The sequence below is a fragment of the Kosakonia sp. N21 genome (genome assembly GCF_050587465.1).
Taxonomy (GTDB): Bacteria; Pseudomonadota; Gammaproteobacteria; order Enterobacterales; family Enterobacteriaceae.
Genome location: NZ_JBOBHR010000011.1, coordinates 41,358 through 67,089, shown reverse-complemented (window position 1 = coordinate 67,089; position 25,732 = coordinate 41,358). Strand labels below are relative to the sequence as shown.

General features: G+C 54.0%; 25 protein-coding genes. 13 read left to right on the top strand and 12 right to left on the bottom strand.

Annotation, left to right across the window (positions count from 1 at the left end):
• Positions 1–10: 10 nt before the first annotated feature.
• From mlaD to mlaF, 3 genes are read right to left on the bottom strand one after another with little or no spacing between them, the layout of a single operon-like run.
• The gene (mlaD, locus tag ACQ3G7_RS21525) at positions 11–562 is read right to left on the bottom strand and encodes an outer membrane lipid asymmetry maintenance protein MlaD (RefSeq protein WP_263099147.1); all 552 of its coding nucleotides are present in this window, start codon (positions 560–562) and stop codon (positions 11–13) included.
• Between the two features lie 4 nt (positions 563–566).
• Positions 567–1,349: a lipid asymmetry maintenance ABC transporter permease subunit MlaE gene (gene mlaE / locus ACQ3G7_RS21520; protein ID WP_061493000.1), complete on the bottom strand. Its 783-nt coding sequence runs from the start codon at positions 1,347–1,349 to the stop codon at positions 567–569.
• A 6-nt stretch (positions 1,350–1,355) separates the two neighbouring features.
• Positions 1,356–2,168, bottom strand: coding sequence for a phospholipid ABC transporter ATP-binding protein MlaF (gene mlaF, locus ACQ3G7_RS21515; RefSeq protein WP_263099145.1), 813 nt, complete (start codon positions 2,166–2,168; stop codon positions 1,356–1,358).
• Positions 2,169–2,397: 229 nt separating this feature from the next.
• Between mlaF and ACQ3G7_RS21510 the strand changes: the two genes are divergently transcribed.
• The 11 genes from ACQ3G7_RS21510 (at position 2,398) to npr (ending at position 10,320) form a co-directional block, all read left to right on the top strand.
• Positions 2,398–3,372, top strand: coding sequence for a calcium/sodium antiporter (locus tag ACQ3G7_RS21510; RefSeq protein ID WP_430892018.1), 975 nt, complete (start codon positions 2,398–2,400; stop codon positions 3,370–3,372).
• Positions 3,373–3,385: 13 nt separating this feature from the next.
• Positions 3,386–4,372 (top strand): arabinose-5-phosphate isomerase KdsD, encoded by a 987-nt coding sequence (gene kdsD, locus ACQ3G7_RS21505; protein WP_430892016.1) that lies wholly within the window; start codon positions 3,386–3,388, stop codon positions 4,370–4,372.
• A 14-nt stretch (positions 4,373–4,386) separates the two neighbouring features.
• Positions 4,387–4,953, top strand: coding sequence for a 3-deoxy-manno-octulosonate-8-phosphatase KdsC (gene kdsC / locus ACQ3G7_RS21500; protein ID WP_430892014.1), 567 nt, complete (start codon positions 4,387–4,389; stop codon positions 4,951–4,953).
• Positions 4,950–5,525, top strand: coding sequence for an LPS export ABC transporter periplasmic protein LptC (gene lptC, locus ACQ3G7_RS21495; protein WP_430892012.1), 576 nt, complete (start codon positions 4,950–4,952; stop codon positions 5,523–5,525). Before kdsC ends, lptC begins: the two co-directional genes overlap by 4 nt.
• A complete protein-coding gene (gene lptA / locus ACQ3G7_RS21490; protein WP_263099141.1) occupies positions 5,494–6,054 on the top strand; it encodes a lipopolysaccharide ABC transporter substrate-binding protein LptA in 561 nt (186 codons plus the stop codon). The genes lptC and lptA overlap by 32 nt, the downstream gene beginning before the upstream one ends.
• Before the next feature lie 6 nt (positions 6,055–6,060).
• Positions 6,061–6,786 carry an LPS export ABC transporter ATP-binding protein gene (lptB, locus tag ACQ3G7_RS21485; protein ID WP_263099140.1) on the top strand — a complete coding sequence of 242 codons (726 nt, stop codon included), beginning with the start codon at positions 6,061–6,063 and terminating at the stop codon, positions 6,784–6,786.
• Between the two features lie 48 nt (positions 6,787–6,834).
• Positions 6,835–8,268, top strand: coding sequence for an RNA polymerase factor sigma-54 (rpoN, locus tag ACQ3G7_RS21480; RefSeq protein WP_430892009.1), 1,434 nt, complete (start codon positions 6,835–6,837; stop codon positions 8,266–8,268).
• A 23-nt stretch (positions 8,269–8,291) separates the two neighbouring features.
• Entirely contained in the window at positions 8,292–8,579 is a 288-nt protein-coding gene (gene hpf / locus ACQ3G7_RS21475; RefSeq protein WP_061492991.1) for a ribosome hibernation promoting factor, read from the top strand.
• An 80-nt stretch (positions 8,580–8,659) separates the two neighbouring features.
• Positions 8,660–9,151, top strand: a complete 492-nt coding sequence (gene ptsN / locus ACQ3G7_RS21470; RefSeq protein ID WP_061492990.1) for a PTS IIA-like nitrogen regulatory protein PtsN — start codon at positions 8,660–8,662, stop codon at positions 9,149–9,151.
• Between the two features lie 45 nt (positions 9,152–9,196).
• Entirely contained in the window at positions 9,197–10,051 is an 855-nt protein-coding gene (gene rapZ / locus ACQ3G7_RS21465; protein WP_263099138.1) for an RNase adapter RapZ, read from the top strand.
• Positions 10,048–10,320 (top strand): PTS phosphocarrier protein NPr, encoded by a 273-nt coding sequence (gene npr / locus ACQ3G7_RS21460; RefSeq protein WP_263099137.1) that lies wholly within the window; start codon positions 10,048–10,050, stop codon positions 10,318–10,320. Before rapZ ends, npr begins: the two co-directional genes overlap by 4 nt.
• On the opposite strand, the gene mtgA is transcribed toward npr, so the two are convergent.
• The 4 genes from mtgA to mnmL form a co-directional block, all read right to left on the bottom strand.
• The gene (gene mtgA, locus ACQ3G7_RS21455) at positions 10,321–11,052 is read right to left on the bottom strand and encodes a monofunctional biosynthetic peptidoglycan transglycosylase (RefSeq protein ID WP_263099136.1); all 732 of its coding nucleotides are present in this window, start codon (positions 11,050–11,052) and stop codon (positions 10,321–10,323) included.
• Positions 11,049–11,702 carry an isoprenoid biosynthesis glyoxalase ElbB gene (gene elbB / locus ACQ3G7_RS21450; protein ID WP_430892006.1) on the bottom strand — a complete coding sequence of 218 codons (654 nt, stop codon included), beginning with the start codon at positions 11,700–11,702 and terminating at the stop codon, positions 11,049–11,051. The genes mtgA and elbB overlap by 4 nt, the downstream gene beginning before the upstream one ends.
• Positions 11,703–11,932: 230 nt before the next feature.
• Positions 11,933–14,269: an aerobic respiration two-component sensor histidine kinase ArcB gene (gene arcB, locus ACQ3G7_RS21445; RefSeq protein WP_430892004.1), complete on the bottom strand. Its 2,337-nt coding sequence runs from the start codon at positions 14,267–14,269 to the stop codon at positions 11,933–11,935.
• Between the two features lie 122 nt (positions 14,270–14,391).
• Positions 14,392–15,318 carry a tRNA modification radical SAM protein MnmL/YtqA gene (mnmL, locus tag ACQ3G7_RS21440; RefSeq protein ID WP_430892002.1) on the bottom strand — a complete coding sequence of 309 codons (927 nt, stop codon included), beginning with the start codon at positions 15,316–15,318 and terminating at the stop codon, positions 14,392–14,394.
• Positions 15,319–15,989: 671 nt separating this feature from the next.
• Between mnmL and gltB the strand changes: the two genes are divergently transcribed.
• Together gltB and ACQ3G7_RS21430 are read left to right on the top strand one after the other, a co-directional pair.
• Positions 15,990–20,450, top strand: a complete 4,461-nt coding sequence (gene gltB, locus ACQ3G7_RS21435; RefSeq protein ID WP_430892000.1) for a glutamate synthase large subunit — start codon at positions 15,990–15,992, stop codon at positions 20,448–20,450.
• 9 nt (positions 20,451–20,459) lie between these two features.
• Positions 20,460–21,878, top strand: coding sequence for a glutamate synthase small subunit (locus ACQ3G7_RS21430; RefSeq protein ID WP_263099131.1), 1,419 nt, complete (start codon positions 20,460–20,462; stop codon positions 21,876–21,878).
• A 114-nt stretch (positions 21,879–21,992) separates the two neighbouring features.
• On the opposite strand, the gene sspB is transcribed toward ACQ3G7_RS21430, so the two are convergent.
• The 5 genes from sspB to zapE all read right to left on the bottom strand — a co-directional run bounded on the left by sspB (position 21,993) and on the right by zapE (position 25,659).
• The gene (gene sspB / locus ACQ3G7_RS21425) at positions 21,993–22,496 is read right to left on the bottom strand and encodes a ClpXP protease specificity-enhancing factor (RefSeq protein WP_430891997.1); all 504 of its coding nucleotides are present in this window, start codon (positions 22,494–22,496) and stop codon (positions 21,993–21,995) included.
• A 4-nt stretch (positions 22,497–22,500) separates the two neighbouring features.
• A complete protein-coding gene (gene sspA / locus ACQ3G7_RS21420; RefSeq protein WP_045512693.1) occupies positions 22,501–23,139 on the bottom strand; it encodes a stringent starvation protein SspA in 639 nt (212 codons plus the stop codon).
• Positions 23,140–23,451: 312 nt separating this feature from the next.
• Positions 23,452–23,844: a 30S ribosomal protein S9 gene (rpsI, locus tag ACQ3G7_RS21415; RefSeq protein WP_000829818.1), complete on the bottom strand. Its 393-nt coding sequence runs from the start codon at positions 23,842–23,844 to the stop codon at positions 23,452–23,454.
• Between the two features lie 15 nt (positions 23,845–23,859).
• On the bottom strand, positions 23,860–24,288 hold the full coding sequence (rplM, locus tag ACQ3G7_RS21410; RefSeq protein ID WP_004868222.1) for a 50S ribosomal protein L13: 429 nt from the start codon (positions 24,286–24,288) through the stop codon (positions 23,860–23,862).
• 243 nt (positions 24,289–24,531) lie between these two features.
• Positions 24,532–25,659: a cell division protein ZapE gene (zapE, locus tag ACQ3G7_RS21405; protein ID WP_430891984.1), complete on the bottom strand. Its 1,128-nt coding sequence runs from the start codon at positions 25,657–25,659 to the stop codon at positions 24,532–24,534.
• Positions 25,660–25,732 lie beyond the last annotated feature (73 nt).

Genomic DNA, 25,732 nt, shown 5'->3' with positions numbered 1-25,732 from the left:
CATCTCCTCGTTAATTCGCCTGACCAGCAGACGGTGCGGCTTGAGTATTCCCTTCGCTATGCTCTGCCGCATCGCCTGAATTCTTATTGTCGCCGCCTTTACTGCTGTAAAGGAATTGTCCTATCAGATCCTCCAGCACCATCGCGGACTTCGTATCCTGGATAGTACTGCCTTCTTTAAGCATAGAAGTCCCCAGTTCAGGGTCATCAAAGCCAACATTCAGCGCCAGATATTGCTCGCCGAGCAAGCCTGAAGTCCGGATCGCCAGTGAACTGGTATCGGGGATTTGGTTATAACGCTCTTCAATATCCAGCGCGACGCGCGGCAGATACGTTTTGGGATCAAGAGAGATATCAGCAACGCGGCCAATCACCACCCCGCCGATACGGACTGGCGAACGCGCTTTAAGGCCGCCAATATTATCGAATGTCGCATATACGCGGTACGTCGGTTCTGTACGCATTGAGGCGACATCTGCCGCTTTCAGGCAAATAAAGAGTGCGGCCAGCAGCGCCAGCAACAGAAAAACGCCTACCCAAATTTCACTTTTTTTCGTTTGCATGAACTCAATTCCCAAACATCAATGCGGTGAGCACAAAATCAAGACCGAGTACGGCCAACGACGAGTGCACAACGGTACGTGTTGTCGCGCGGCTGATCCCGGCCGACGTCGGGATCGCGTCGTAACCGTTAAACAGCGCAATCCATGTCACAGTGATGGCAAACACCACGCTTTTGACCAGACAGTTGACCAAATCCATCCGCCATTCGACGGCGTTTTGCATCGCGGTCCAGAAAAAGCCGGTATCAATACCTTTCCAGTTAACACCAACCAGAGAACCGCCCCAAATCCCGACGGCAACGAAAATTATCGTCAACAGCGGCAGTGAGATCACACCCGCCCAGAAGCGTGGCGAAATCACACGCCGCAACGGATCGACCGCCATCATCTCCAGACTGGAAAGCTGTTCCGTCGCGCGCATCAAACCGATTTCGGCTGTTAACGCTGATCCGGCTCGCCCGGCAAACAACAATGCAGCGACAACCGGCCCCAGTTCGCGCAGCAGCGACAGCGCCACCAGCATGCCAAGGCTCGTCTCCGCACTGTAGGTTGTCAGCACCAGGTACCCCTGCAAGCCAAGCACCATACCGATAAAGACGCCAGAAACGATAATGATGAGCATCGACAGCACGCCCACGTTATAGAGCTGGCGCACCAGCAATGGCGCATGCTTGCGAAATTCCGGCTTACCGACCACCGCGTTGAACAGCATTAAACCAGCCCGCCCGAACGTCGCGATGGTTTTAATCCCGCGATGCCCCAGCGACGCCAGTGCATTTAACAGCATGAGTACTTAACTCCCTGTTTCTAATAAATCGAGCCGATAATCGCCCGCAGGATAACGGAACGGAACCGGCCCGTCGGCGATACCATCAAGGAACTGACGCACCCGGGGATCGCTGTTTTCCTGCAGGCCTTGCGCGCGACCGTGGGCGATGATTTTTCTCTCCGCCACGATGTAGGCGTAATCCGCAATACTCAGCACTTCCGGTACATCGTGAGAAACAACGATACATGTGACGCCTAATGCGCTGTTGAGTTCAGAAATCAATTTCACCAGCACGCCCATGGTGATCGGATCCTGACCCACAAACGGTTCATCAAACATGATCAGATCCGGTTCAAGCGCAATGGAGCGGGCAAGCGCGGCTCGACGCGCCATGCCGCCAGACAGCTCTGACGGCATCAGCCAGGCTGCGCCACGTAGCCCAACGGCTTCCAGTTTCATCATAACGGTGGTATGCAACAGCGCTTCGGGCAAATTCGTATGCTCGCGCAGAGGGTAAGCGACGTTGTCGAAAACATTCATGTCGGTAAACAACGCGCCAGACTGAAACAGCATGCTCATTCTTTTACGCACGGTGAACAGACGCGAACGGGTCATCCCCGGCACGTTTTCGCCATCAAACAAGATTTCGCCACTATCCGGAGGGATCTGCCCACCGATAAGGCGTAACAATGTTGTTTTGCCGATGCCGGACGGCCCCATAATGGCGGTGATTTTGCCGCGCGGCACCGTCAGTGAAATGTTGTCGAAGATAGGGCGACTGCCACGGGAGAAGCTGACGCCACGAACATCGACCAAATTCGCCATATTCTGGCTCATTGACTCTTCCTTATAAGCCTTATCGGGTATAAGCATGACGCTGGATAACATCACGAACCCAACATTTTTACAGAATATTACCTGCTGGGGTTAGCGAAAGCTGGCATTTGTTTTACTTTTGAGCCGCATAAAGTCAAAATTAGGAATCATTACGCTACGCGGAACACCCGGTCTCCTCCGGCATGGCAGCCTGCGAACCGGCGGATTATACCTGAAGAAAGGACGTTAGATGCTCTTAGCGACAGCGCTATTGATAATTGGTTTGCTTTTGGTGGTCTACAGCGCTGATCGTCTGGTTTTTGCTGCCTCTATTCTCTGCCGGACACTCGGCGTACCTCCCCTGATTATTGGTATGACGGTGGTCAGCATTGGCACCTCGCTGCCGGAGATCATTACCGCTGTCGCAGCCTCTCTGCATGGCCAGTTGGATCTGGCGATTGGTACAGCCATCGGTTCTAACATCACCAATATTTTGCTGATCCTGGGTGTTGCCGCCCTGCTCCACCCTTTTACCGTGCACTCCGATATCCTGCGTCGCGAATTACCGTTCACCCTTGTCGCCAGCCTGCTGGCGGGCGTCGTGCTGTATGATGGTCAGATCACGCGCGTTGACGGCATTATTTTACTGTTATTAGCCGTGCTATGGCTGGTGTTCATTGTTAAAATTGCCCGCCTTGCCGAGCGACAAGGTAACGACAGCCTGACCCGGGAACAGTTGGCTGAACTGCCGCGTGAAGGAAGTCTCTCGGTGGCATGCCTGTGGCTTGGGGTGGCGTTGATCATTATGCCGATGGCAACCCGTATGGTGGTGGATAACGCAACCGTCGTGGCGAACTATTTCGCGATGAGCGAACTGACCATTGGCCTGACGGTCATTGCGATCGGCACCGGCCTCCCTGAACTGGCGACCGCGATTGCGGGCGCGCGCAAAGGCGAAGACGATATCGCCATTGGCAATATTATTGGCTCAAACATTTTTAACATTGCCATCGTACTGGGCTTGCCGGCGATGATTGCGCCCGGTGCCTTTAACCCGATGGCTTTCACACGTGATTACGGCGTGATGTTGCTGGTCAGCGCCATTTTTGCTCTCATTTGCTGGAAGCATAAGCAAATCACCCGGAGCATTGGCGCGCTATTGCTGAGCGGGTTTATCGTATGGCTGGCGCTGCTTTACTGGCTGTCGCCGCTTTTAACTGGATAATCGGATACGCATTATGTCGCAGATAGATTTGCAGCCGGGTTTTGACTTTCAACAGGCAGGAAAAGAGGTCCTGGAGATTGAACGTGAAGGCCTCGCTGAACTGGATCAGTACATCAATGAGGACTTTGCGCAAGCGTGCGAAAAAATGTTCTATTGCGCGGGCAAAGTGGTGGTTATGGGCATGGGCAAATCCGGGCATATTGGCCGGAAAATGGCCGCTACGTTTGCCAGTACCGGCACCTCTTCTTTCTTTGTGCATCCCGGCGAAGCCGCTCATGGCGATTTGGGGATGGTCAGTCCGCAAGATATCGTGATTGCGCTGTCTAACTCCGGCGAGTCCAATGAGATCCTCGCCCTGATCCCGGTATTGAAACGGTTAAAAGTGTCGTTGATCTGCATGACCAGCCGACCAGAAAGCAGCATGGCGCGCGCGGCGGACATTCATCTCTGCGTCAGAGTACCGAAAGAGGCCTGCCCGCTCGGTCTGGCACCAACATCCAGCACCACAGCGGCGCTGGTCATGGGCGACGCGTTAGCGGTGGCGTTACTGAAAGCACGTGGTTTCACCGCCGAGGATTTCGCCCTGTCGCACCCTGGCGGCGCACTGGGTCGCAAGCTGCTGCTGCGAGTTAACGATATTATGCACACGGGTGATGAGATCCCGCACGTCAGCAAAAAGGCCAGCCTGCGCGATGCTCTGCTGGAGATTACGCGCAAAAATTTAGGCATGACGGTTATCTGCGATGACCTGATGAAGATCGAAGGGATCTTCACCGATGGCGACTTGCGCCGCGTGTTCGATATGGGCGGTGATGTCCGCAGCATGGGCATTGCGGAAGTGATGACGCCAGGCGGCGTTCGCGTGCGTCCGAATACGCTGGCCGTCGACGCGCTTAACCTGATGCAATCCCGGCATATCACTTCCGTCATGGTTGCCGATGGCGACCAGTTGCTGGGTGTGTTACATATGCATGATCTGCTGCGCGCAGGCGTAGTGTAAAGAAGGACATAAGAATGAGTAATGCTGGCGCATCGCTTGCCACCTGCTATGGGCCGGTAAGCGCGCAAGTCATGGCAAAAGCCGGGAAGATCCGTCTGTTAATCCTGGATGTCGACGGTGTGTTATCCGATGGGCTCATCTATATGGGCAACAACGGGGAAGAGTTAAAAGCGTTCAATGTTCGTGATGGTTATGGGATCCGCAGTGCGCTCACGTCTGGCATTGAGATTGCCATCATTACCGGGCGAAAAGCTAAACTGGTGGAAGATCGTTGCGAAACGCTGGGTATCGCGCATCTGTATCAGGGACAGTCTGATAAACTTTTGGCTTACAGAGAATTACTGGCGAAGCTGGATCTGACTGCAGATCAAGTTGCTTATGTAGGTGATGATTTGATCGACTGGCCCGTGATGGCGGAAATAGGTTTAAGCGTTGCCGTCGCGGATGCACATCCGCTACTGATTCCGCGCGCAGATTATGTCACCCGTATCAACGGAGGACGCGGCGCGGTTCGTGAAGTCTGCGATTTATTGTTGCTGGCTCAGGGCAAGCTGGACGAGGCCAAAGGGCAATCAATATGAGTAAAACCAGACGTTGGGTCATCATTCTGCTGTCGCTGGCCGCCCTGGTGCTGATTGGCATCAACCTGACCACTCAGGATGCCCCAGAACAAATTACGACCAGCAGCACAGATCCAACTTATAAGAGCCAGCATACCGACTCCCTGGTCTACAGCCCGGAAGGGGCGCTGAACTATCGCCTGGTGGCGCAAAACGTTGAATATTTCTCCGCCGACGGCGTGAGCTGGTTCGCACAACCACTGCTGACAACCTTCGATAAGGACAAGATTCCGACCTGGTCAATTAAGGCGGATAAAGCGAAGCTGACCGATGACAGAATGCTTTATCTTTATGGACATGTTGAGGTTAATGCCCTGACAGCAGATGCCCAGTTACGAAAAATCACCACGGATAACGCCCAGATCAACCTGGTGACGCAGGATGTTACCTCCGATGATCAGGTCACGTTGTACGGTACAACATTTAATTCCACCGGCCTGAAAATGCGCGGCAATTTACGCAGCAAAAACGCCGAGCTGATTGAAAAGGTTAGAAGCTTCTATGAAATTCAAAACAAACAAACTCAGCCTTAATCTTATCCTGGCCAGTACACTTTTAGCCGCTGCGCTTCCGGCGCTTGCCGTCACCGGTGATACTGAACAGCCCATTCACATCGATTCAGACCAGCAATCATTAGATATGCAGGGCAATATTGTGACTTTCACAGGCAACGTGGTGGTCACACAAGGCACCATCAAAATTAATGCCGACAAAGTCGTTGTCACGCGTCCGGGCGGTGAGCAAGGGAAAGAGATCATCGACGGTTACGGTAATCCGGCCACCTTCTACCAAATGCAGGATAACGGCAAACCGGTGAAAGGCCACGCATCGCAGATGCATTACGAACTGGCGAACGACTTCGTTGTGCTGACCGGCAATGCCTACCTTGAACAGCTGGACAGCAATATCAAGGGTGACAAAATCACCTACCTGGTGAAAGAGCAGAAAATGCAGGCATTCAGCGACAAAGGTAAACGCGTGACCACCGTGCTGGTGCCATCGCAGTTGCAGGACAAGAGCAACAGCAAAACCCCGGCTCCGGCGCAAAAAAAGAGTAACTAATTCGTTATGGCAACATTAACTGCAAAGAACCTCGCCAAAGCCTATAAAGGCCGCCGCGTTGTTGAAGACGTCAGTCTGACGGTAAACTCTGGCGAAATCGTCGGCCTTCTCGGCCCTAACGGTGCAGGGAAAACCACCACTTTCTACATGGTGGTGGGCATTGTGCCGCGCGATGCAGGCAACATCATTATTGATGACGAAGATATCAGCTTGCTGCCGCTGCATGCGCGCGCGCGTCGCGGCATTGGCTATTTGCCGCAGGAAGCCTCTATTTTTCGTCGCCTGAGCGTGTATGACAACCTGATGGCAGTGCTGCAAATTCGTGATGACCTGACGGCTGAACAGCGTGATGATCGCGCTAAAGAGTTGATGGAAGAGTTCCATATTGAGCATCTGCGAGACAGTATGGGGCAAGCGCTGTCCGGCGGTGAACGTCGTCGTGTGGAAATTGCCCGCGCGCTGGCGGCTAACCCGAAATTTATTCTGCTGGATGAACCGTTTGCCGGTGTTGACCCCATTTCGGTCATTGATATTAAACGTATCATCGAACACCTGCGCGACAGCGGGCTGGGCGTGCTGATTACCGACCATAATGTCCGCGAAACACTGGCGGTGTGCGAACGTGCTTATATCGTCAGCCAGGGGCATTTAATTGCGCACGGTACACCGCAGCAAATCCTTGAAGACGAACACGTTAAGCGCGTATATCTTGGGGAAGACTTCAGACTCTGATAGGGTAGAGATTATTGACGTTTTTTGTCGGAGAGTACTGCTCTGAATATGAAGCAAGGTTTGCAACTAAGGCTTAGCCAACAGCTAGCCATGACGCCACAACTGCAGCAGGCAATTCGTCTGTTGCAGTTGTCCACGTTGGAACTTCAGCAGGAACTTCAGCAGGCGCTGGAGAGTAATCCATTGCTGGAGCAAACCGATCTTCACGAAGAAGTGGATGCCCAACAAGACCAGGATAATGAAGGCCTGGATACCGTCGACGCGCTTGAACAAAAAGAGATGCCCGACGAACTGCCGCTGGATGCAAGCTGGGACGAGATCTATACCGCAGGAACCCCCTCCGGCAGCAGCAATGATTACCTTGATGACGAACTGCCCATTTATCAAGGTGAAACCACCCAGTCGCTGCAGGACTACCTGATGTGGCAGGTGGAACTGACGCCGTTTTCCGATACCGACCGCGCGATTGCAACCTCCATTGTGGATGCTGTTGACGACACGGGCTATCTGACCGTATCGCTGGAAGATATCCTCGAAAGCATGGGCAATGAAGACGTGGGTCTGGACGAAGTCGAAGCCGTGCTTAAACGCATCCAGCGTTTCGATCCGGTTGGCGTAGCCGCGCGGGATCTGCGCGACTGCTTGCTGATCCAGCTTTCGCAGTTTTCGAAAGAGACGCCGTGGTGTGAAGAAGCGCGATTGATCATTAGCGATCACCTTGATCTGCTGGCTAATCATGACTTCCGCACGCTGATGCGCATGACGCGCCTGAAAGAAGACGTGCTGAAAGAAGCGGTTAACCTGATTCAATCGCTGGATCCGCGCCCTGGCCAGTCTATTCAGACCGGCGAACCGGAATACGTGATCCCGGACGTGTTAGTGCGTAAGCACAACGGCCGTTGGGCGGTAGAGCTGAACTCTGACAGTATTCCGCGTTTACAAATCAACCAGCACTACGCCTCCATGTGCGCCGGAGCGCGTAACGATGCCGACAGCCAGTTTATCCGCAGCAACCTGCAGGATGCGAAATGGCTGATCAAAAGTCTGGAAAGCCGTAACGATACCCTGCTCCGCGTTAGCCGCTGTATTGTTGAACAGCAGCAAGCGTTCTTTGAGCAGGGCGAAGAGTTTATGAAACCGATGGTCCTTGCGGATATCGCGCAGGCCGTCGAAATGCACGAGTCCACCATTTCACGTGTGACGACCCAGAAGTACCTGCACAGTCCGCGCGGCATTTTCGAACTTAAATATTTCTTCTCCAGCCATGTAAGCACCGAGGGCGGCGGCGAAGCCTCGTCTACGGCCATTCGCGCGCTGGTGAAGAAGTTAATCGCCGCAGAAAACCCTGCGAAACCACTGAGCGACAGTAAGCTGACGACACTGCTTTCCGATCAAGGAATTATGGTGGCGCGGCGTACCGTTGCGAAGTATCGAGAATCTTTATCCATTCCGCCGTCCAACCAGCGCAAACAACTGGTTTGACCAAAACCGATAAGGAAGACACTATGCAGCTTAACATCACAGGACAGAACGTCGAGATCACTGATGCTCTCCGCGACTTTGTAAATAGCAAATTCGCCAAGCTTGAACAGTATTTCGACAGGATTAATCAGGTCTATATTGTGTTGAAAGTGGAGAAAGTGACTCACACTTCGGATGCAACGCTCCATGTTAATGGAGGGGAGCTTCATGCCAGTGCGGAAGGGCAGGATATGTATGCTGCAATCGACGGTTTAATTGATAAACTGGCGCGGCAACTAACGAAACATAAAGATAAACTGAAACAACACTAATTGTCCGGGCGTCCGCCTGGTGCGTCGCACCCTACCGCAACCCGGTAGGGTGTCTGCATTGGCGTCGCTTAGGTGAAATTATGATGAATAACGATTCCGCTCTTCAACTGAGCAATGTCCTTAACCAGGAATGTACCCGTAGCGGCGTTCACTGCCAGAGCAAAAAACGCGCTCTGGAAATCATCAGTGAACTGGCGGCAAAACAGTTAGGCCTGCCGCCGCAGGTCGTCTTCGAGGCCATCCTTACCCGTGAAAAAATGGGCAGTACCGGTATTGGTAACGGTATTGCCATTCCACACGGTAAGCTCGAAGAAGACACGCTTCGCGCCGTCGGCGTTTTTGTACAACTCGAAACGCCCATTGCTTTCGACGCTATCGATAATCAGCCCGTCGATCTGCTGTTTGCACTATTGGTGCCGGCAGATCAAACCAAAACGCACTTGCATACGCTCTCGCTGGTCGCTAAACGTCTGGCGGATAAAACAATTTGTCGGCGCCTGCGCAGCGCGCAAAGTGATGAAGATCTGTATCAGATAATCACGCAGACAGAAGGCGAAGGTGATGATGCGTAACGGAAAGGCCGCCTTTTTATCAGTCGTCCTGAGGAGAAATGGTTCATGGTCCTGATGATCGTCAGTGGTCGTTCGGGTTCAGGCAAATCAGTGGCGTTACGCGCCCTGGAAGACATGGGTTTTTATTGCGTCGATAACCTGCCGGTCGTGTTATTACCGGATTTGGCGCGCACGCTTGCCGACCGTCAGACTTCCGCAGCCGTCAGTATTGATGTGCGCAATATGCCGGAATCCCCGGAAATCTTTGAGCAGGCGATGAGCAGCCTGCCGGACTCTTTCTCCCCTCAGTTACTGTTTCTGGATGCCGATCGCAACACGCTGATCCGTCGTTACAGCGATACCCGTCGTCTGCACCCTCTTTCCAGTAAAAATCTGTCGCTGGAAAGCGCCATCGACGAAGAGAGTAACCTGCTGGAGCCGCTGCGTTCCCGTGCGGATCTGATTGTTGATACTTCAGAGATGTCGGTGCATGAGCTGGCAGAAATGCTGCGCACGCGCCTGCTGGGTAAACGTGAGCGCGAGCTGACGATGGTGTTTGAATCCTTCGGCTTTAAGCATGGCATCCCCATTGATGCGGACTACGTGTTTGACGTGCGTTTTCTGCCTAACCCGCACTGGGATCCCAAGCTGCGCCCGATGACCGGTCTCGACAAACCTGTCGCCGCGTTTCTTGACCGGCATACCGAAGTCCACAACTTTATCTACCAGACACGCAGCTACCTTGAGTTGTGGCTGCCGATGCTGGAAACCAACAACCGCAGCTACCTGACCGTGGCTATCGGTTGTACCGGTGGTAAACACCGCTCTGTTTATGTCGCCGAACAGCTTGCGGATTATTTCCGCTCGCGCGGTAAAAACGTTCAATCCCGTCACCGTACGCTGGAAAAACGCAAAACATGACCGTAAAACAAACTGTTGAAATCACCAATAAGCTGGGCATGCACGCGCGCCCGGCGATGAAACTGTTTGAACTGGTGCAGGGCTTCGATGCAGAAGTACTGTTGCGCAACGATGAAGGCACCGAGGCGGAAGCCAGCAGCGTTATTGCGTTGCTGATGCTGGACTCCGCGAAGGGGCGGCAAATAGAGATTGTGGCAAGCGGTCCCCAGGAAGCTGAAGCGCTGGCGGCAGTGATTGCCCTGTTTAATGCGGGCTTTGACGAAGACTAATTAATGCAGCTTGTTACGCTGCAAGAACTCTTCACCACCCAACTGGCGCATCTGCCGCATGATCCACGCCTGCCGGCTACGAACATAGCCTGACGGCGCGCCTGCATTAAAGCGAATGGGGTTAGGTAACACCGCAGCCAGTAGCGCCGCTTCAGACATCGACAACCGACTGGCGGGTTTATGAAAATAGCGCTGCGCCGCCTCTTCCACACCAAAAACGCCCTCGCCAAATTCCGCGATATTCAGATAAACAGTGAGGATCCGTCGTTTGCTCCAGACGGTTTCCATGCCTAGCGTCAGTCCCGCTTCCAGCCCTTTACGCACCCAGCTCTTCCCATCCCAGAGCAGCAGGTTTTTTACCGTTTGCTGTGAAATCGTCGATGCGCCGCGGATACGGTTTTCATGGCGCTCATTATGGGAAAGCGCTTTTTGGATCGCGGGAAGATCCAGTCCCCAGTGATCGGGAAAACGCTGATCTTCTGCCGCAATCACCGCCAGCGCCATCGATGGAGAAATCTCATCCATACTGACCCAGTCAGAATGCGCCACGTAGCCGAAGTCGCCGGTAAACCATGCACCCAGTTGGCGCTCCACCATCACCGCAGAGAAGGGCACCGGCAGGAAGCTGAACAGCACAATGCTGCCGCCCCAGAAAATAGCCAGCACCAGTAAAAACCGCAGGAAAAGTCGCTTCAGGATAGTTTTCAGCGGGCCGCGAAACACCGTCTTCATTCGGTCAGCACCAGCACCCGCGCCACCAGTTTTTCGATGCCTGTCGCCGCCTGGGCGATATCTTCCGCCAGCATATAAGCAGGCGTGGTCACCACTTTGTTCTCTTCGTCGACAACAATGTCATCCACCGGGCAGGGAACGTGTTCCGCCCCCATCTCTTCCAGCACCTCGGCGGTATCGATGTCTGTCCCGATGGTTAGACGTAGCGGAAAGTCAAAAATCTTCGGCAGCATCGCAGGGGCGATACACATAAAGCCCAGTGGTTTCCCCGCTTGGTGCATCTCAAGCACCAGGTGTTTTAACGCGCTGTCGACCACGCATTCGCTGCCCTGACTGGCAAAATTACTCAGATTTTTGGCCGCGCCAAAACCGCCCGGAACAATCAGCGCATCCAGATCGTTTGTTGATGCCTGGGCCAGATTTTGGATCGCGCCGCGCGCAATACGGGCGGATTCAATCAGTACATTACGGCTACCGGCCAGCGTTTCGCCGGTAAGGTGATTGATAACATCGCTCTGGCTTTTATCAGGCGCAAAACAGACAGCCTGTGCGCCATTGCGTGCGATGGCCAGCAGGGTAATGACAGCCTCATGAATTTCTGACCCATCATAAACGCCTGCGCCGCTGAGAATAACGCCCACTTTTTTCATTTTGCTCATCCCTTACGCAACGTACTGTCGATAATTAAAAATTTTGATAAGAGCGCCGTGCTTCACACATTTCACTGATTGATGTAACAAGTCATTTAAGATTTGCTATCTTATGTGCGTGCAGTCGAATTTTTTCTGACTACGCCCTTGCAAAAAAATCTAAAAATTACGGCGCAGCCACGGTTTCCCTGGTGTTGGCGCAGTATTCGCGCACCCCGGTTAATCCGGGGTCATTTTTTTCCAGCGTCCGCAACCCAGGCTTTCAATACCGCAACATCGTTACGCCACTCTTGCTTCATCTCTTCCACCCAGTCACCGACATTGTCTGACCAGGCCGGAAGATCCGGCGACTGGATCTGCTGACCCAGTTGCTGCAAATGGCGCAACCCAACAGAGCCCGCCGCGCCCTTGATTTTGTGCCCTTCGTCGACGATCCCTTTCTGATCGCGCGCAGTCAGATTCGACTCCAGCACACTCAGGTAGCCCGGCATCATTTTCTCGAACACCGCCAGCCCGTCAGTGATCAATTTCGGCCCGACCAGCTCGATATATTGCTCAAGCATGGCGATATCAAGCAGCGTTTGCGCTTTACTGTTATCCGTGGTCGTCACTTGCTCCTCCTCGTCATCACCGGCATCCCAGAACTTTTTAATCATGGCAGTTAATGCCGGGACCGCCAGCGGTTTGCTCAGCACATCATCCATGCCAGCATCGAGATATTCCCGTTTGTCTTTCAGCACGTTGGCGGTTAACGCCACCAATGGTGGTAACTCTTCGCGGGGATACCGGCTGGTCAGCGCCCGGGAAATATCCAGACCGGTCATATCCGGCAACTGGATATCCAGCAACACCAGGTCGTATTCGCCCGGCGTGAACATCTCCAGCGCAGCCGTACCCGTCATCGCCACGTCCACGCTGCTGCCCAGTTTTTCCAGCACCGAGCGGGCAACAATCACGTTCAGCTCAATGTCTTCCACCAGCAGCACATGCAGTGCTGGAAGCGGCATGTCATCGTCGTCAAACGCGTCTTCGACTTCTTCCGCGACCGCCGGGGCATGGATGGTCAGGGTAAAGACGGAACCGGAACCCGGCTCACTGCTGACGGTAATATCGCCGCCCATATTTTTCGCCAACCGACGTGATACGGCCAGACCGATACCGGTCCCGGTGGCCGGTTTACCGCCATGGCTATCTTTGACCTGATAGTACATGGCGAAAATTTTATCCTGCTCTTCGCGGGGAATACCGATACCAGAATCCTGCACGTCAAAGTGCAGCATCTCGCCTTCGTCGTAGCGCACGCGCACCACAACCTGACCTTCGCGGGTAAATTTGACGGCGTTACTGATCAGGTTCCACAGGATCTGCCGCAGTCGCGTACCATCGGCGATAACCTGATGCGGCAATGGCAACGTCGGTTCAAGCACAAAACGCAGCCCTTTCTGATGCGCCTGCAAGCCGGAGAGGTTTTCCAGGTCCGCCAGGAAACTGGTGAAGTCGAGCGGCTGGTTATCCAGTTGCACCTTACGGCGCTCCATCTTATCCATGTCGATAATATCGTTAAAAATATTCCCCAGCGTGACCGCAGAGACATGGATAGTTTTCAGGTATTTCTCTTGCTCTTCCGTCAGCTCAGTGTCGAGCAAAATGCGGCTCAGCCCGACAATGCCGTTAAGCGGCGTACGCAGCTCGTGGCTGATCGTTGAGATAAAGGTCGTCTTATCCCGGCTGGCGCGCTCCAGCGCATCCTGATAGCGCTTACGCTCGGTAATATCGCGGCCAAAGCCCATCAGTCCGTGGCGTTTACCGACACGGTCGTAATAAGGCACTTTGCGGATTTCGAAACAGGCTTTGCGCCCGTCAGGATAGTCAAGCCACTGCTCATAGGTCAGTGACACGTTATGGCGGAAGACTTTCTCATCGGTTTCGATCACTTTTTCCGCCGCTTCCGGTGAGTAGACATCCTGCGGTTTCAGGTTGATCAACTGTTTTTCGCTTTTCCCCGTCAGCAGCTCCATCGCCCGGTTACAGCCAGAAAACTCTTTGTCTTCATTGCGGTAAAACACCAGATCCGGGGAGGCATCGAGGAAAGAGCGCAGGAAAGAAGATTGTTGTTCGAGCTGGATCTGCGTTTGTTCGCGCTCCTGCATCTCTATTTTGAGTTGCTCAAACGTCGACTGCCGTTCAGCCTCCGCCTTTTCGCGATCGCTGATTTCCTGATTGAGCTGCGTAATGTTGTCTTTCAGTTGCACATTGAGCTTCAGATCGCGCTCACGCATCTCTTCCAGCTTATCCACAAGGCGAGACAAGCGCTGACGCGACTCTTCAAGCTGCTCCACCACCACCGACAGGAAGTAGACCGCCCAGGGCGTAATCAACAGACCAAAGAAGATGGAGCGGATAACGTCAATGCTTTCCACCTCCCCTTGCAACACCATGGTAACGGCCATCTGCACCACAATCGCAGTCACGACCAGCGCCAGCGCCAGCAAGAGGGAAAAACGCACCAGACCCAGTTTCATCATCAGGTCGACGTAATATTGCGCCAGTAAACGGATTTGCTTCATAGAGATTTCCTCAAACAAGTCCGCTCAATAATACCCAATTCTGAGCAAAGGGTTGAAGCGTGTGCGAAAAATGCGGCGGTAATTTGCGTTCCGATGGAAAAATACGAAGGAAGCAGCGAATGTTACGCGGGAGATTGCCAACAGCGACCTAATGCGGAGCCTTGCACACCGTGGGCTGTCAGATAACGATCGAGCTCCACCATGCCCGTCCAACGGTTTTCGCACCATAACGGCGCCAGCAACGTCGGGCGACGCGCGCTGGCAGAAACGCGGTGATAGATCACCTCTGGCGGCGTATGGCGGATCATTTCGCCGGCAATCACCGTGTACTCCTCCAGCCCGATGCCATTAAGACGACCGGCTTCCCACGCTTTCGCCATGATGCTGCCTTTTACAATATGCAGCGGATGCAGCTTAATCCCGTCGACGCCGGTCTCAACAACGCGTTCAATGGTTTGCAGACAGTCCGGCTCACGCTCGCCAGGTAATCCCACAATCAGATGGGTACACACTTTCAGACCGCGTTCACGGGCCAGTTGCGTGGTTTTCTGATAGCAGGCGAAGTCATGGCCGCGATTAATACGATGCAGTGTTTTATCGTGTGCGGTTTGCAGACCCAGCTCCAGCCAGACTTCATAGCCCTGATGGTGATATTCGCACAGCAGATCCAGCACCGCGTCCGGAACGCAGTCCGGGCGCGTGCCGACGCATAGCCCGACAATGCTCGCCTGGCTGACGGCCTGCTGGTACATCGAGCGCAGCACCTGCACTTCAGCCCAGGTGCTGGTATAGGCCTGGAAATACGCAAGATAACGCCTGGCGCGGTTAACAAGCATGGCCTGATGGGTCAGTTGTTCAGCAATGGAGCGATGCTGCTGCGCCTCGTCAGCAAAGGAAGCCACATTGCAAAAGGTGCATCCCCCACGACCAATCGTGCCATCGCGGTTAGGGCAACTAAAACCGCCATGCAGCGTCAGTTTGTGAACTTTTTGCCCATAACGGCGAGCAAGATCCCCACCAAACATATTGACTAATTTCTGTAACTGCATAATCTGGAAGGCCGCCCTGAAGAAAGGGTGTAGCCTGCCACTTTTAGCTTTCGTCGGCGATGACCTGGATCAATCGCCCGGGAAGGCCTTTATCCATTGCATAAACAGTCAATATAATCGCAATTTCATTCACGCTACAGGCAATTACTTTTCCTTATGTTCCTGCATTATTTTGCAGAAATACGAACACCGGTGAAAAACAGTGACTTTATGCGGGCGGCGCGTCAGGAGCAGAATAAAAATCTGCCATTAATTCGACAATCAGAATAGAACATCATAAAGAGCGCTTTTGGATAGTGAGTCAGATCACACTCTGCTGCCGCTTAGTCTGCCGTTTACTTAATGTAAAAATAGTTAAATTTACTTATTTATCAAATAGTTAGTGCATTTTTAGCACATTTTTGTATAAATAAGCTCGGCATTTGACCTGTGTACGGATTCCCGATAACTTGGAAATCCGCTGGAAGCTTTCTGGATGAGCAGTCTGCTCATCATATTTATGCAGTTATTGAGATTCCCTCTTAAGCAAGTCCTCAACACTTGTGTATCGATGCGAAAAGGAAATTAAAAGAGGGCGACATGCGAGGCAAATGCCCCGTCGCCATGCTCTTTTTACGCCTGTGCGCATCGTTCAGGAGGGGCTCCCATAGAGCCTGGGGAGGTTCACTGATATGTTGTACGATAAATCCCTTGAGAGGGATAACTGTGGTTTCGGCCTGATCGCCCACATAGAAGGCGAACCTAGCCACAAGGTAGTGCGCACCGCTATTCACGCACTGGCCAGAATGCAGCACCGCGGCGCAATTCTCGCCGACGGTAAAACCGGTGATGGTTGCGGTTTGCTGCTGCAAAAACCCGATCGTTTCTTCCGTATTGTGGCGGAAGAGCGCGGCTGGCGTTTAGCCAAAAATTACGCCGTGGGCATGCTGTTCCTGAACCAGGATCCGGAAAAAGCCAGCGCATCGCGCCGTATTGTTGAAGAAGAGCTTCAACGTGAGACCTTGTCCATTGTTGGCTGGCGCGATGTGCCGACGAACGACGGGGTGCTCGGTGAAATCGCCCTCTCCTCGCTGCCTCGTATTGAGCAAATTTTTGTTAACGCCCCGGCAGGCTGGCGTCCGCGCGATATGGAGCGTCGTCTGTTTATCGCCCGTCGCCGTATTGAAAAACGCCTGCAGGAAGATAAAGAGTTCTACGTTTGTAGCCTCTCGAACCTGGTGAACATCTATAAAGGTCTGTGTATGCCGGCTGACCTGCCGCGCTTCTACCTGGACCTGGCGGACCTGCGTCTGGAATCGGCCATTTGCCTGTTCCACCAGCGCTTCTCCACCAATACCGTACCGCGCTGGCCGCTGGCGCAGCCGTTCCGCTACCTGGCACACAACGGTGAAATCAACACCATCACCGGCAACCGTCAGTGGGCGCGTGCGCGTACCTATAAATTCCAAACGCCGCTGATTCCGGATCTCCATGATGCCGCGCCGTTCGTCAACGAAACCGGCTCAGACTCCAGCTCAATGGATAACATGCTCGAACTGCTTCTGGCAGGCGGGATGGATATCGTGCGCGCAATGCGTCTGTTGGTGCCACCAGCATGGCAGAACAACCCGGATATGGATCCGGACCTGCGCAGCTTCTTCGACTTTAACTCCATGCATATGGAGCCGTGGGACGGCCCGGCGGGCATTGTGATGTCCGACGGTCGTTTCGCCGCCTGTAACCTCGACCGTAACGGTCTGCGTCCGGCACGCTATGTCATCACTAAAGACAAGCTGATCACCTGTGCTTCTGAAGTGGGCATCTGGGATTACCAGCCGGACGAAGTGGTGGAAAAAGGCCGCGTTGGCCCCGGTGAGTTGATGGTTATCGATACCCGCGGCGGGCGCATTCTGCACTCGGCGGAAACCGATGACGATCTGAAAAGCCGCCACCCGTACAAAGAGTGGATGGAGAAAAACGTCCGCCGTCTGGTACCGTTTGAAGATCTGCCGGATGAAGAAGTCGGCACCCGCGAAATGGATGACGACCTGCTGGCCAGCTATCAGAAGCAGTTTAACTACAGTTTTGAAGAGCTGGACTCCGTTATCCGCGTACTGGGTGAAAATGGCCAGGAAGCGGTCGGATCGATGGGGGATGACACACCATTCGCCGTGCTCTCCAGCCAGCCGCGCATTATTTATGACTACTTCCGTCAGCAGTTTGCGCAGGTGACCAACCCGCCTATCGATCCGCTGCGTGAAGCGCACGTGATGTCGCTGGCCACCAGCATTGGCCGCGAAATGAACGTCTTCTGTGAAGCCGAAGGCCAGGCGCACCGTCTGAGCTTTAAATCGCCGATCCTGCTCTATTCCGATTTCAAACAGCTCACGACGATAAAAGAAGAGCACTACCGCGCCGATACGCTGGATATTACGTTCGACGTCACCGAAGTGACGCTGGAAGAGACCGTTAAAGCGCTGTGTGATAAAGCTGAACAGATGGTGCGTAACGGCACCGTGCTGCTGGTGCTCTCCGATCGCAATATCGCGAAAAATCGCCTGCCGGTTCCGGCGCCAATGGCGGTGGGCGCTATCCAGACACGTCTGGTTGATAAGAGCCTGCGCTGTGACGCCAACATTATTGTCGAAACCGCCAGCGCCCGCGACCCGCACCACTTCGCGGTGCTGTTGGGCTTCGGCGCGACGGCTATCTACCCGTACCTGGCGTATGAAACGCTGGCAAAACTGGTCGACAATAAAGCCATCGAGAAAAACTACCGCACCGTGATGCTGAACTACCGTAACGGCATCAACAAAGGTCTGTACAAGATCATGTCCAAAATGGGCATCTCGACCATTGCCTCTTATCGCTGCTCAAAACTGTTCGAAGCGGTCGGTCTGCATGACGATGTCGCCGCACTGTGCTTCCAGGGTGTGATTAGCCGTATTGGCGGCGCAGGCTTTACCGACTTCCAGCAGGATCTGCTGAACCTCTCTAAAGTCGCCTGGCTGGCGCGTAAGCCGCTGTCACAAGGCGGTCTGCTGAAGTATGTCCACGGCGGCGAATATCACGCTTACAACCCGGACGTGGTGCGTACGCTGCAACAGGCGGTGCAGAGCGGCGAGTATAGCGACTATCAGGAATATGCGAAGCTGGTGAACGAACGCCCGGCGGCAACGCTGCGCGACCTGTTATCCATCACGCCAAACGGCGAAGCGGTCAATCTGAAAGACGTGGAACCGGCAAGTGAGCTGTTTAAACGCTTTGATACCGCGGCCATGTCTATCGGTGCATTGAGCCCGGAAGCCCACGAAGCGCTGGCTGAAGCCATGAACAGCCTTGGCGGTTTCTCTAACTCCGGTGAAGGCGGTGAAGATCCGGCGCGTTACGGCACCAACAAAGTCTCGCGTATTAAGCAGGTTGCTTCCGGTCGCTTCGGCGTAACACCGGCTTATCTGGTGAACGCTGATGTTATCCAGATCAAAGTCGCGCAGGGGGCCAAACCGGGTGAAGGCGGTCAGTTACCAGGCGATAAAGTCACGCCGTACATCGCGAAACTGCGCTACTCCGTACCTGGCGTCACGCTGATTTCCCCGCCGCCGCACCACGATATTTACTCTATTGAAGATTTGGCGCAGCTGATTTTTGACCTGAAACAGGTCAACCCGAAAGCGATGATCTCCGTGAAGCTGGTTTCCGAACCGGGCGTCGGCACCATCGCGACCGGTGTGGCAAAAGCGTACGCCGACCTGATTACTATCGCCGGTTACGATGGCGGCACCGGCGCAAGCCCGCTCTCCTCGGTGAAATATGCCGGTTGCCCGTGGGAACTGGGTCTGGTGGAAACCCAACAGGCACTGGTCGCCAATGGCCTGCGCCATAAGATCCGTTTGCAGGTGGATGGCGGTCTGAAAACCGGGCAGGACATCATTAAAGCGGCGATCCTGGGTGCAGAAAGCTTTGGCTTCGGCACCGGTCCGATGGTGGCACTGGGCTGTAAATATCTGCGTATCTGTCACCTGAACAACTGCGCCACCGGTGTAGCAACACAGGACGATAAACTGCGTAAGAACCACTATCACGGTCTGCCGTTCAAAGTGACGAACTACTTTGAATTCATCGCACGTGAAACCCGCGAGCTGATGGCGCAACTGGGTGTTAAACGCCTGGTCGACCTGATTGGCCGCACTGACCTGCTGAAAGAGCTGGATGGTTTTACCGCCAAACAGCAAAAACTGGATCTGGCGAAACTGCTGGAAACCGCTGAACCCCATCCGGGTAAGGCGCTGTACTGCACCGAAAACAACCCGCCGTTTGATAATGGCGTGCTGAATGCGCAGTTGTTGCAGCAGGCGAAACCGTTTGTGGATGAGAAACAGAGCAAAACCTTCTGGTTCGATATCCGTAACACCGACCGCTCCGTTGGCGCGTTGCTGTCTGGCTATATTGCGCAGACGCACGGCGACCAGGGTCTGGCGGCCGATCCGATTAAAGCCCACTTTAGCGGCACCGCGGGCCAGAGCTTCGGCGTGTGGAACGCAGGCGGCGTTGAGCTTTACCTGACCGGTGATGCCAACGACTACGTCGGGAAAGGTATGGCGGGCGGTCTGCTGGCCATTCGTCCTCCGGTGGGTTCGGCTTTCCGCAGCCATGAAGCGAGCATTATCGGCAACACCTGTCTGTATGGCGCCACCGGTGGCCGACTCTACGCCGCAGGGCGTGCTGGCGAGCGTTTCGCGGTGCGTAACTCGGGTGCGATTACCGTGGTGGAAGGCATTGGCGATAACGGTTGTGAATACATGACCGGCGGTATTGTTTGCGTACTGGGTAAAACCGGCGTCAACTTTGGTGCGGGTATGACAGGCGGCTTCGGCTATGTACTGGATGAAGACGGTGAATTCCGTAAACGCGTTAACCCGGAACTGGTGGAAGTGTTGAGCGTCGATGACCTCGCCATCCATGAAGAACATCTGCGCGGTCTGATCACCGAACATGTGCAGCATACCGGTTCTCAGCGCGGCGAAGAGATCCTGGCGAACTGGCCAGCATTTGCGGCGAAATTCGCTCTGGTTAAGCCGAAATCCAGCGATGTGAAAGCCCTGTTAGGTCACCGTAGTCGCAGCGCGGCTGAGTTGCGCGTGCAGGCGCAGTAAGGAATTCAGATGAGTCAGAATGTTTACCAATTTATCGACCTACAGCGCGTTGACCCGGCAAAAAAACCGCTGAAGCTACGTAAAATCGAATTTGTTGAGATCTATGAGCCCTTCTCTGAAGGCCAGGCCAAGGCGCAGGCAGATCGCTGCCTCTCCTGCGGCAACCCTTACTGCGAGTGGAAATGCCCGGTTCATAACTACATTCCGAACTGGCTGAAGCTGGCTAACGAAGGGCGTATTTTCGAAGCTGCGGAACTGTCGCATCAGACCAACACCCTGCCGGAAGTGTGCGGGCGCGTATGCCCGCAGGATCGTCTGTGCGAAGGTTCCTGTACGCTGAATGACGAGTTTGGCGCTGTGACCATCGGCAATATCGAGCGTTATATCAACGATAAAGCCTTTGAAATGGGCTGGCGTCCGGATTTAACCGGCGTGAAGCAGACCGACAAGCGTGTCGCCATTATCGGCGCGGGTCCGGCTGGGCTGGCGTGCGCCGACGTGCTGACCCGCAACGGTGTCAAAGCGGTCGTCTTCGATCGTCACCCGGAGATCGGCGGCCTGCTGACCTTTGGTATTCCGGCATTTAAGCTGGAAAAAGAAGTGATGACGCGTCGCCGTGAAATCTTCACCGGCATGGGCATTGAGTTCAAACTGAATACGGAAGTCGGTCGTGACGTACAGCTGGAAGATCTGCTGAAAGAGTATGACTCCGTCTTCCTGGGCGTGGGGACTTACCAGTCCATGCGTGGTGGCCTGGAGAATGAAGATGCGCAGGGTGTTTATGACGCATTGCCGTTCTTGATCGCCAATACCAAACAGCTGATGGGCTATGGCGAAACGCCGGACGCGCCGTACGTCAGCATGGAAGGTAAACGCGTTGTGGTGCTTGGCGGGGGCGACACGGCGATGGACTGCGTACGCACTTCTGTTCGTCAGGGGGCCACGCACGTTATCTGCGCCTATCGCCGTGACGAAGAGAACATGCCGGGCTCGAAACGCGAAGTGAAAAACGCACGCGAAGAGGGTGTGGAATTCCAGTTTAACGTGCAGCCGCTGGGTGTTGAGATCAACGCCAACGGCAAAGTCTGCGGCGTGAAAATGGCGCGTACCGAGATGGGCGCACCGGATGCGAAAGGCCGTCGTCGTGCAGAGATCGTTGCAGGTTCAGAGCATGTGGTGCCAGCGGATGCGGTTGTTATGGCGTTTGGTTTCCGTCCTCACAGCATGGAGTGGCTGGCGAAGCATAGCGTGGAGCTGGACTCTCAGGGCCGTATTATCGCGCCTGAAGGTAGTGAAAATGCCTTCCAGACCAGCAATCCAAAAATCTTTGCCGGTGGAGATATCGTACGGGGTTCCGATTTGGTCGTTACCGCCATCGCCGAAGGCCGTAAAGCGGCTGAGGGCATCATGAATTTCCTCGAAGTGTAATATCCATGTAGTGCCCAAAAGGAGGCTTCGGCCTCCTTTTTTATTGTCTTTTTTCAGGGAAGGACTACAGGGAACTGCCGATAGCAAAACAGGGCCAACCGGCCCTGTTTTGTTTTACTTCACTACCCGCAGCGACGGACGCCCACCACGCGGCGGCGGATCGTCGTCAGGATCGTTATCCTGATCTTCTGCGTGGTCAGGTTTATCACCGTCGATAACCGACATTACCGTCTCGCTTTCCTGCGCGGAAGTCTCGTCGTCACCGTTCAGACTAACGGCGTCTTCGTCGTATGCAGCTTCCGGTTCAAACATGGTGCCGGCACCGTTTTCACGGGCATAAATCGCCAGTACGGCGGCCAGCGGCACAGAGACCTGGCGAGGTACACCACCGAAGCGAGCGCTGAAGCGCACTTCGTCATTGGCCAGCTCCAGGTTTCCGACCGCGCGCGGCGCGATGTTTAACACGATTTGCCCGTCACGCGCATACTCCATCGGCACGCGTACGCCCGGCATCGTCACATCAACAACCAGATGCGGCGTAAGCTGGTTATCCAGCAGCCATTCGTAAAAGGCCCGTAATAAGTACGGACGGCGTGGAGACAGTTGTGACAAATCCATGCAATTAACCCCGGCCCAGGCGCATTTCGCGCTCGGCTTCTGTCAGAGAGGCGAGGAAGGAGTCGCGTTCAAATACCCGCGTCATATATCCTTTCAGCTCTTTAGCGCCTGTACCGCTCAGCTCAATACCCAGTACCGGCAAACGCCACAGCAGCGGAGCAAGGTAGCAATCCACCAGGCTGAATTCGTCATTCAGGAAGTAAGGTTTCTGGGTGAACAGCGGGCCAATTGCCAGCAGTTCTTCACGGAGCTGTTTACGCGCCGCGTCAGCCTGCGCACCACTGCTGTTCTGGATAGTATTCATCAGCGAATACCAGTCCTTCTCAATACGGTGCATGTACAGACGGCTTTCACCACGCGCGACCGGATAAACCGGCATCAACGGCGGATGCGGGAAACGCTCATCCAGATATTCCATAATGATGCGTGATTCCCACAGAGTGAGCTCACGATCTACAAGTGTCGGTACGCTTTGATTCGGGTTGAGGTCAATCAGATCCTGAGGAGGATTATCCTTTTCCACGTGCTCAATTTCGAAGCTGACACCTTTTTCGGCCAGCACGATACGGACCTGATGGCTATAGATGTCCACAGGACCAGAAAACAGCGTCATTACCGAACGTTTGTTGGCAGCGACAGCCATGAAAACCTCCAGGTATATTCAGTATTTACTACTACCGGACCAAATCGACCGGTCAGATGTTGAGTTAACCACCCGCGCGTACTGTCACTCTCGTTTAAAAAGCAAACAAAAAATGAACAATCCCAGCCATTTGGGCAGAAAATTGGATGATAGTTTACCAGATTTTGCGGGCTTTGTGGTGAGGGGATTCTGGAAATGCTGAAAAAGAAGAGATAATCAATCAATTACTGTGGATAACATGATTTTTATCCATAAAAAAACCCGGTTTGCACCGGGTTTTTTCGCCAATCGTTCTGCCGAAGCAGAAACCAATTAACGTTTGGAGAACTGCGGACGACGACGTGCTTTGCGCAGACCGACTTTTTTACGTTCAACCTGACGAGCGTCACGGGTGACGAAGCCAGCTTTACGCAGTTCGGAACGCAGGGACTCGTCGTACTCCATCAGAGCGCGGGTGATACCGTGACGGATCGCGCCGGCCTGACCAGAGATACCACCACCTTTAACAGTGATGTACAGGTCCAGTTTTTCTACCATATCAACCAGTTCCAGCGGCTGGCGAACTACCATGCGAGCAGTTTCGCGACCGAAGTACTGTTCCAGAGAACGCTGGTTAATAACGATTTTACCGTTGCCCGGTTTGATGAACACGCGAGCGGCGGAGCTTTTGCGGCGACCAGTGCCGTAGTATTGATTTTCAGCCATTGCCTATAATCCCGATTAGATGTCAAGAACTTGCGGTTGCTGTGCCGCGTGGTTGTGCTCGTTGCCTGCGTAAACTTTCAGTTTACGGTACATAGCACGACCCAGCGGGCCTTTTGGCAGCATGCCTTTAACCGCGATTTCAATCACACGCTCAGGACGGCGGGCAATCATCTCTTCAAAGGTCGCTTCTTTGATACCACCGATGTGACCAGTGTGGTGGTAGTACATTTTGTCTTCGCGCTTGTTGCCGGTTACAGCAACTTTTTCTGCGTTCAGAACGATGATGTAATCACCAGTATCAACGTGCGGAGTGTATTCCGCTTTATGCTTACCGCGCAGGCGACGAGCCAGTTCGGAAGCCAGACGGCCCAGAGTTTTACCGGTCGCGTCAACAACATACCAGTCGCGTTTTACGGTTTCTGGTTTAGCTGTAAAAGTTTTCATTAAAAGCTTACCCAAATAAATTAGTTACACGTTGGTGAACACCCAAACGCTTAAATACAAGTGAGGTTCACACGACATTGTCCAGTAAACCCACCCCTTCGGATATGTTTAGCCGGCACACAAGTGTTTCGGGAAAAAAACCTTGTTGTAACGTGGGGTCGCAGGATTATAGAGAAGTCGGGGTCAAAGATCGACCCCTTTTTGTGATTTGGATGGGGATTTGTCGCGTCTTTTCCCGCCCCACTACGGCATATGCGTGCGTTTCAGGTACTCCTCGCTCTGCATCTCCTGCAAACGCGATAAGCAGCGCTGAAATTCAAACTTCAGACGTTCGCCTTGATAAATCTCATGCAGCGGCGATGCGGCGCTCACCACCAGTTTTACATGACGCTCGTAAAACTCATCCACCAGTGCGATAAAGCGCCGTGCCTCACTTTCCATCAGCGGCGTCATCACCGGCACCTCAAATAACAGAACGGTATGGAACAGCCGTGAGAGTGCAATGTAATCGTGCTGGCTACGCGCATCCACACAGAGCGTGGCAAACGACACCGCCAGCGTCTGGTTTTCCACGCCCAGAGTCGGCAACGGACGGTGATTAATTTCCAGCTCCGGCGCACGCTCGCGTTTTGCGCCCGCCAGCGCCAGCCAGAGTTTGTCCATCTGCTGACTGGTTTCACCATTGAGCGGCGTCAGCCACAGATGCGCCTGCGTTAACGTACGCAGGCGATAATCGACACCCGTATCGACATTCATAATGTCACAGAACTGCTTGATTGCATCGATAGCAGGCAGGAAACGCGAACGCTGCAAGCCGTTGCGATAGAGCTCATCTGGCGGAATATTCGAGGTGGCGACCAGCGTGATCCCACGCGCGAACAGCGCTTTCATCAACCCGCCAAGCAACATTGCGTCGGTAATGTCCGACACGAAAAATTCATCGAAACACAGCACATCAGTTTCAGCTTTAAAGCGGTCAGCCACAATCTCCAGTGGGTCCGTTTGCCCTTGCAGCGACGTCAGCTCTTCGTGCACGCGCAGCATAAAACGGTGGAAATGCAGGCGCTGCTTACGGGCTCCTGGCAGGCTTTGATAGAACAGATCCATCAGCCAGGTCTTCCCGCGCCCTACGCCGCCCCACATATACAGGCCACGTACCGGCGCTGGCGTGCGCGTATCGCGCTTGCCCAGCAATTTGCCGAACGTCGCCAGCAGGCCGCTGCTCTGCGGCGCGGCAGTTTCACTGCGGTTGATTAACGCCTGGTAAATAATATCCAGCCGGTTAACCGCTTCTTTTTGCACATCATCCGGCTGATGGCTACCCTCGTGCAGGGCATTGAGATATCGCGATGTCGGGGAAAGGCTTTGCATGGTGTTATTGTTGTTCCTTGAAAATCGATCCGCCCCCACAGGGTTGACGAAAAAAAGGCCGTTCTACACTACG

Excerpts from the sequence above, each read along its gene's own strand:
- mlaD (WP_263099147.1), bottom strand. The coding sequence starts at position 562 with ATGCAAACGAAAAAAAGTGAAATTTGGGTAGGCGTTTTTCTGTTGCTG.
- mlaE (WP_061493000.1), bottom strand. The coding sequence starts at position 1,349 with ATGCTGTTAAATGCACTGGCGTCGCTGGGGCATCGCGGGATTAAAACC.
- mlaF (WP_263099145.1), bottom strand. The coding sequence starts at position 2,168 with ATGAGCCAGAATATGGCGAATTTGGTCGATGTTCGTGGCGTCAGCTTC.
- ACQ3G7_RS21510 (WP_430892018.1), top strand. The coding sequence starts at position 2,398 with ATGCTCTTAGCGACAGCGCTATTGATAATTGGTTTGCTTTTGGTGGTC.
- kdsD (WP_430892016.1), top strand. The coding sequence starts at position 3,386 with ATGTCGCAGATAGATTTGCAGCCGGGTTTTGACTTTCAACAGGCAGGA.
- kdsC (WP_430892014.1), top strand. The coding sequence starts at position 4,387 with ATGAGTAATGCTGGCGCATCGCTTGCCACCTGCTATGGGCCGGTAAGC.
- lptC (WP_430892012.1), top strand. The coding sequence starts at position 4,950 with ATGAGTAAAACCAGACGTTGGGTCATCATTCTGCTGTCGCTGGCCGCC.
- lptA (WP_263099141.1), top strand. The coding sequence starts at position 5,494 with ATGAAATTCAAAACAAACAAACTCAGCCTTAATCTTATCCTGGCCAGT.
- lptB (WP_263099140.1), top strand. The coding sequence starts at position 6,061 with ATGGCAACATTAACTGCAAAGAACCTCGCCAAAGCCTATAAAGGCCGC.
- rpoN (WP_430892009.1), top strand. The coding sequence starts at position 6,835 with ATGAAGCAAGGTTTGCAACTAAGGCTTAGCCAACAGCTAGCCATGACG.
- hpf (WP_061492991.1), top strand. The coding sequence starts at position 8,292 with ATGCAGCTTAACATCACAGGACAGAACGTCGAGATCACTGATGCTCTC.
- ptsN (WP_061492990.1), top strand. The coding sequence starts at position 8,660 with ATGATGAATAACGATTCCGCTCTTCAACTGAGCAATGTCCTTAACCAG.
- rapZ (WP_263099138.1), top strand. The coding sequence starts at position 9,197 with ATGGTCCTGATGATCGTCAGTGGTCGTTCGGGTTCAGGCAAATCAGTG.
- npr (WP_263099137.1), top strand. The coding sequence starts at position 10,048 with ATGACCGTAAAACAAACTGTTGAAATCACCAATAAGCTGGGCATGCAC.
- mtgA (WP_263099136.1), bottom strand. The coding sequence starts at position 11,052 with ATGAAGACGGTGTTTCGCGGCCCGCTGAAAACTATCCTGAAGCGACTT.
- elbB (WP_430892006.1), bottom strand. The coding sequence starts at position 11,702 with ATGAAAAAAGTGGGCGTTATTCTCAGCGGCGCAGGCGTTTATGATGGG.
- arcB (WP_430892004.1), bottom strand. The coding sequence starts at position 14,269 with ATGAAGCAAATCCGTTTACTGGCGCAATATTACGTCGACCTGATGATG.
- mnmL (WP_430892002.1), bottom strand. The coding sequence starts at position 15,318 with ATGCAGTTACAGAAATTAGTCAATATGTTTGGTGGGGATCTTGCTCGC.
- gltB (WP_430892000.1), top strand. The coding sequence starts at position 15,990 with ATGTTGTACGATAAATCCCTTGAGAGGGATAACTGTGGTTTCGGCCTG.
- ACQ3G7_RS21430 (WP_263099131.1), top strand. The coding sequence starts at position 20,460 with ATGAGTCAGAATGTTTACCAATTTATCGACCTACAGCGCGTTGACCCG.
- sspB (WP_430891997.1), bottom strand. The coding sequence starts at position 22,496 with ATGGATTTGTCACAACTGTCTCCACGCCGTCCGTACTTATTACGGGCC.
- sspA (WP_045512693.1), bottom strand. The coding sequence starts at position 23,139 with ATGGCTGTCGCTGCCAACAAACGTTCGGTAATGACGCTGTTTTCTGGT.
- rpsI (WP_000829818.1), bottom strand. The coding sequence starts at position 23,844 with ATGGCTGAAAATCAATACTACGGCACTGGTCGCCGCAAAAGCTCCGCC.
- rplM (WP_004868222.1), bottom strand. The coding sequence starts at position 24,288 with ATGAAAACTTTTACAGCTAAACCAGAAACCGTAAAACGCGACTGGTAT.
- zapE (WP_430891984.1), bottom strand. The coding sequence starts at position 25,659 with ATGCAAAGCCTTTCCCCGACATCGCGATATCTCAATGCCCTGCACGAG.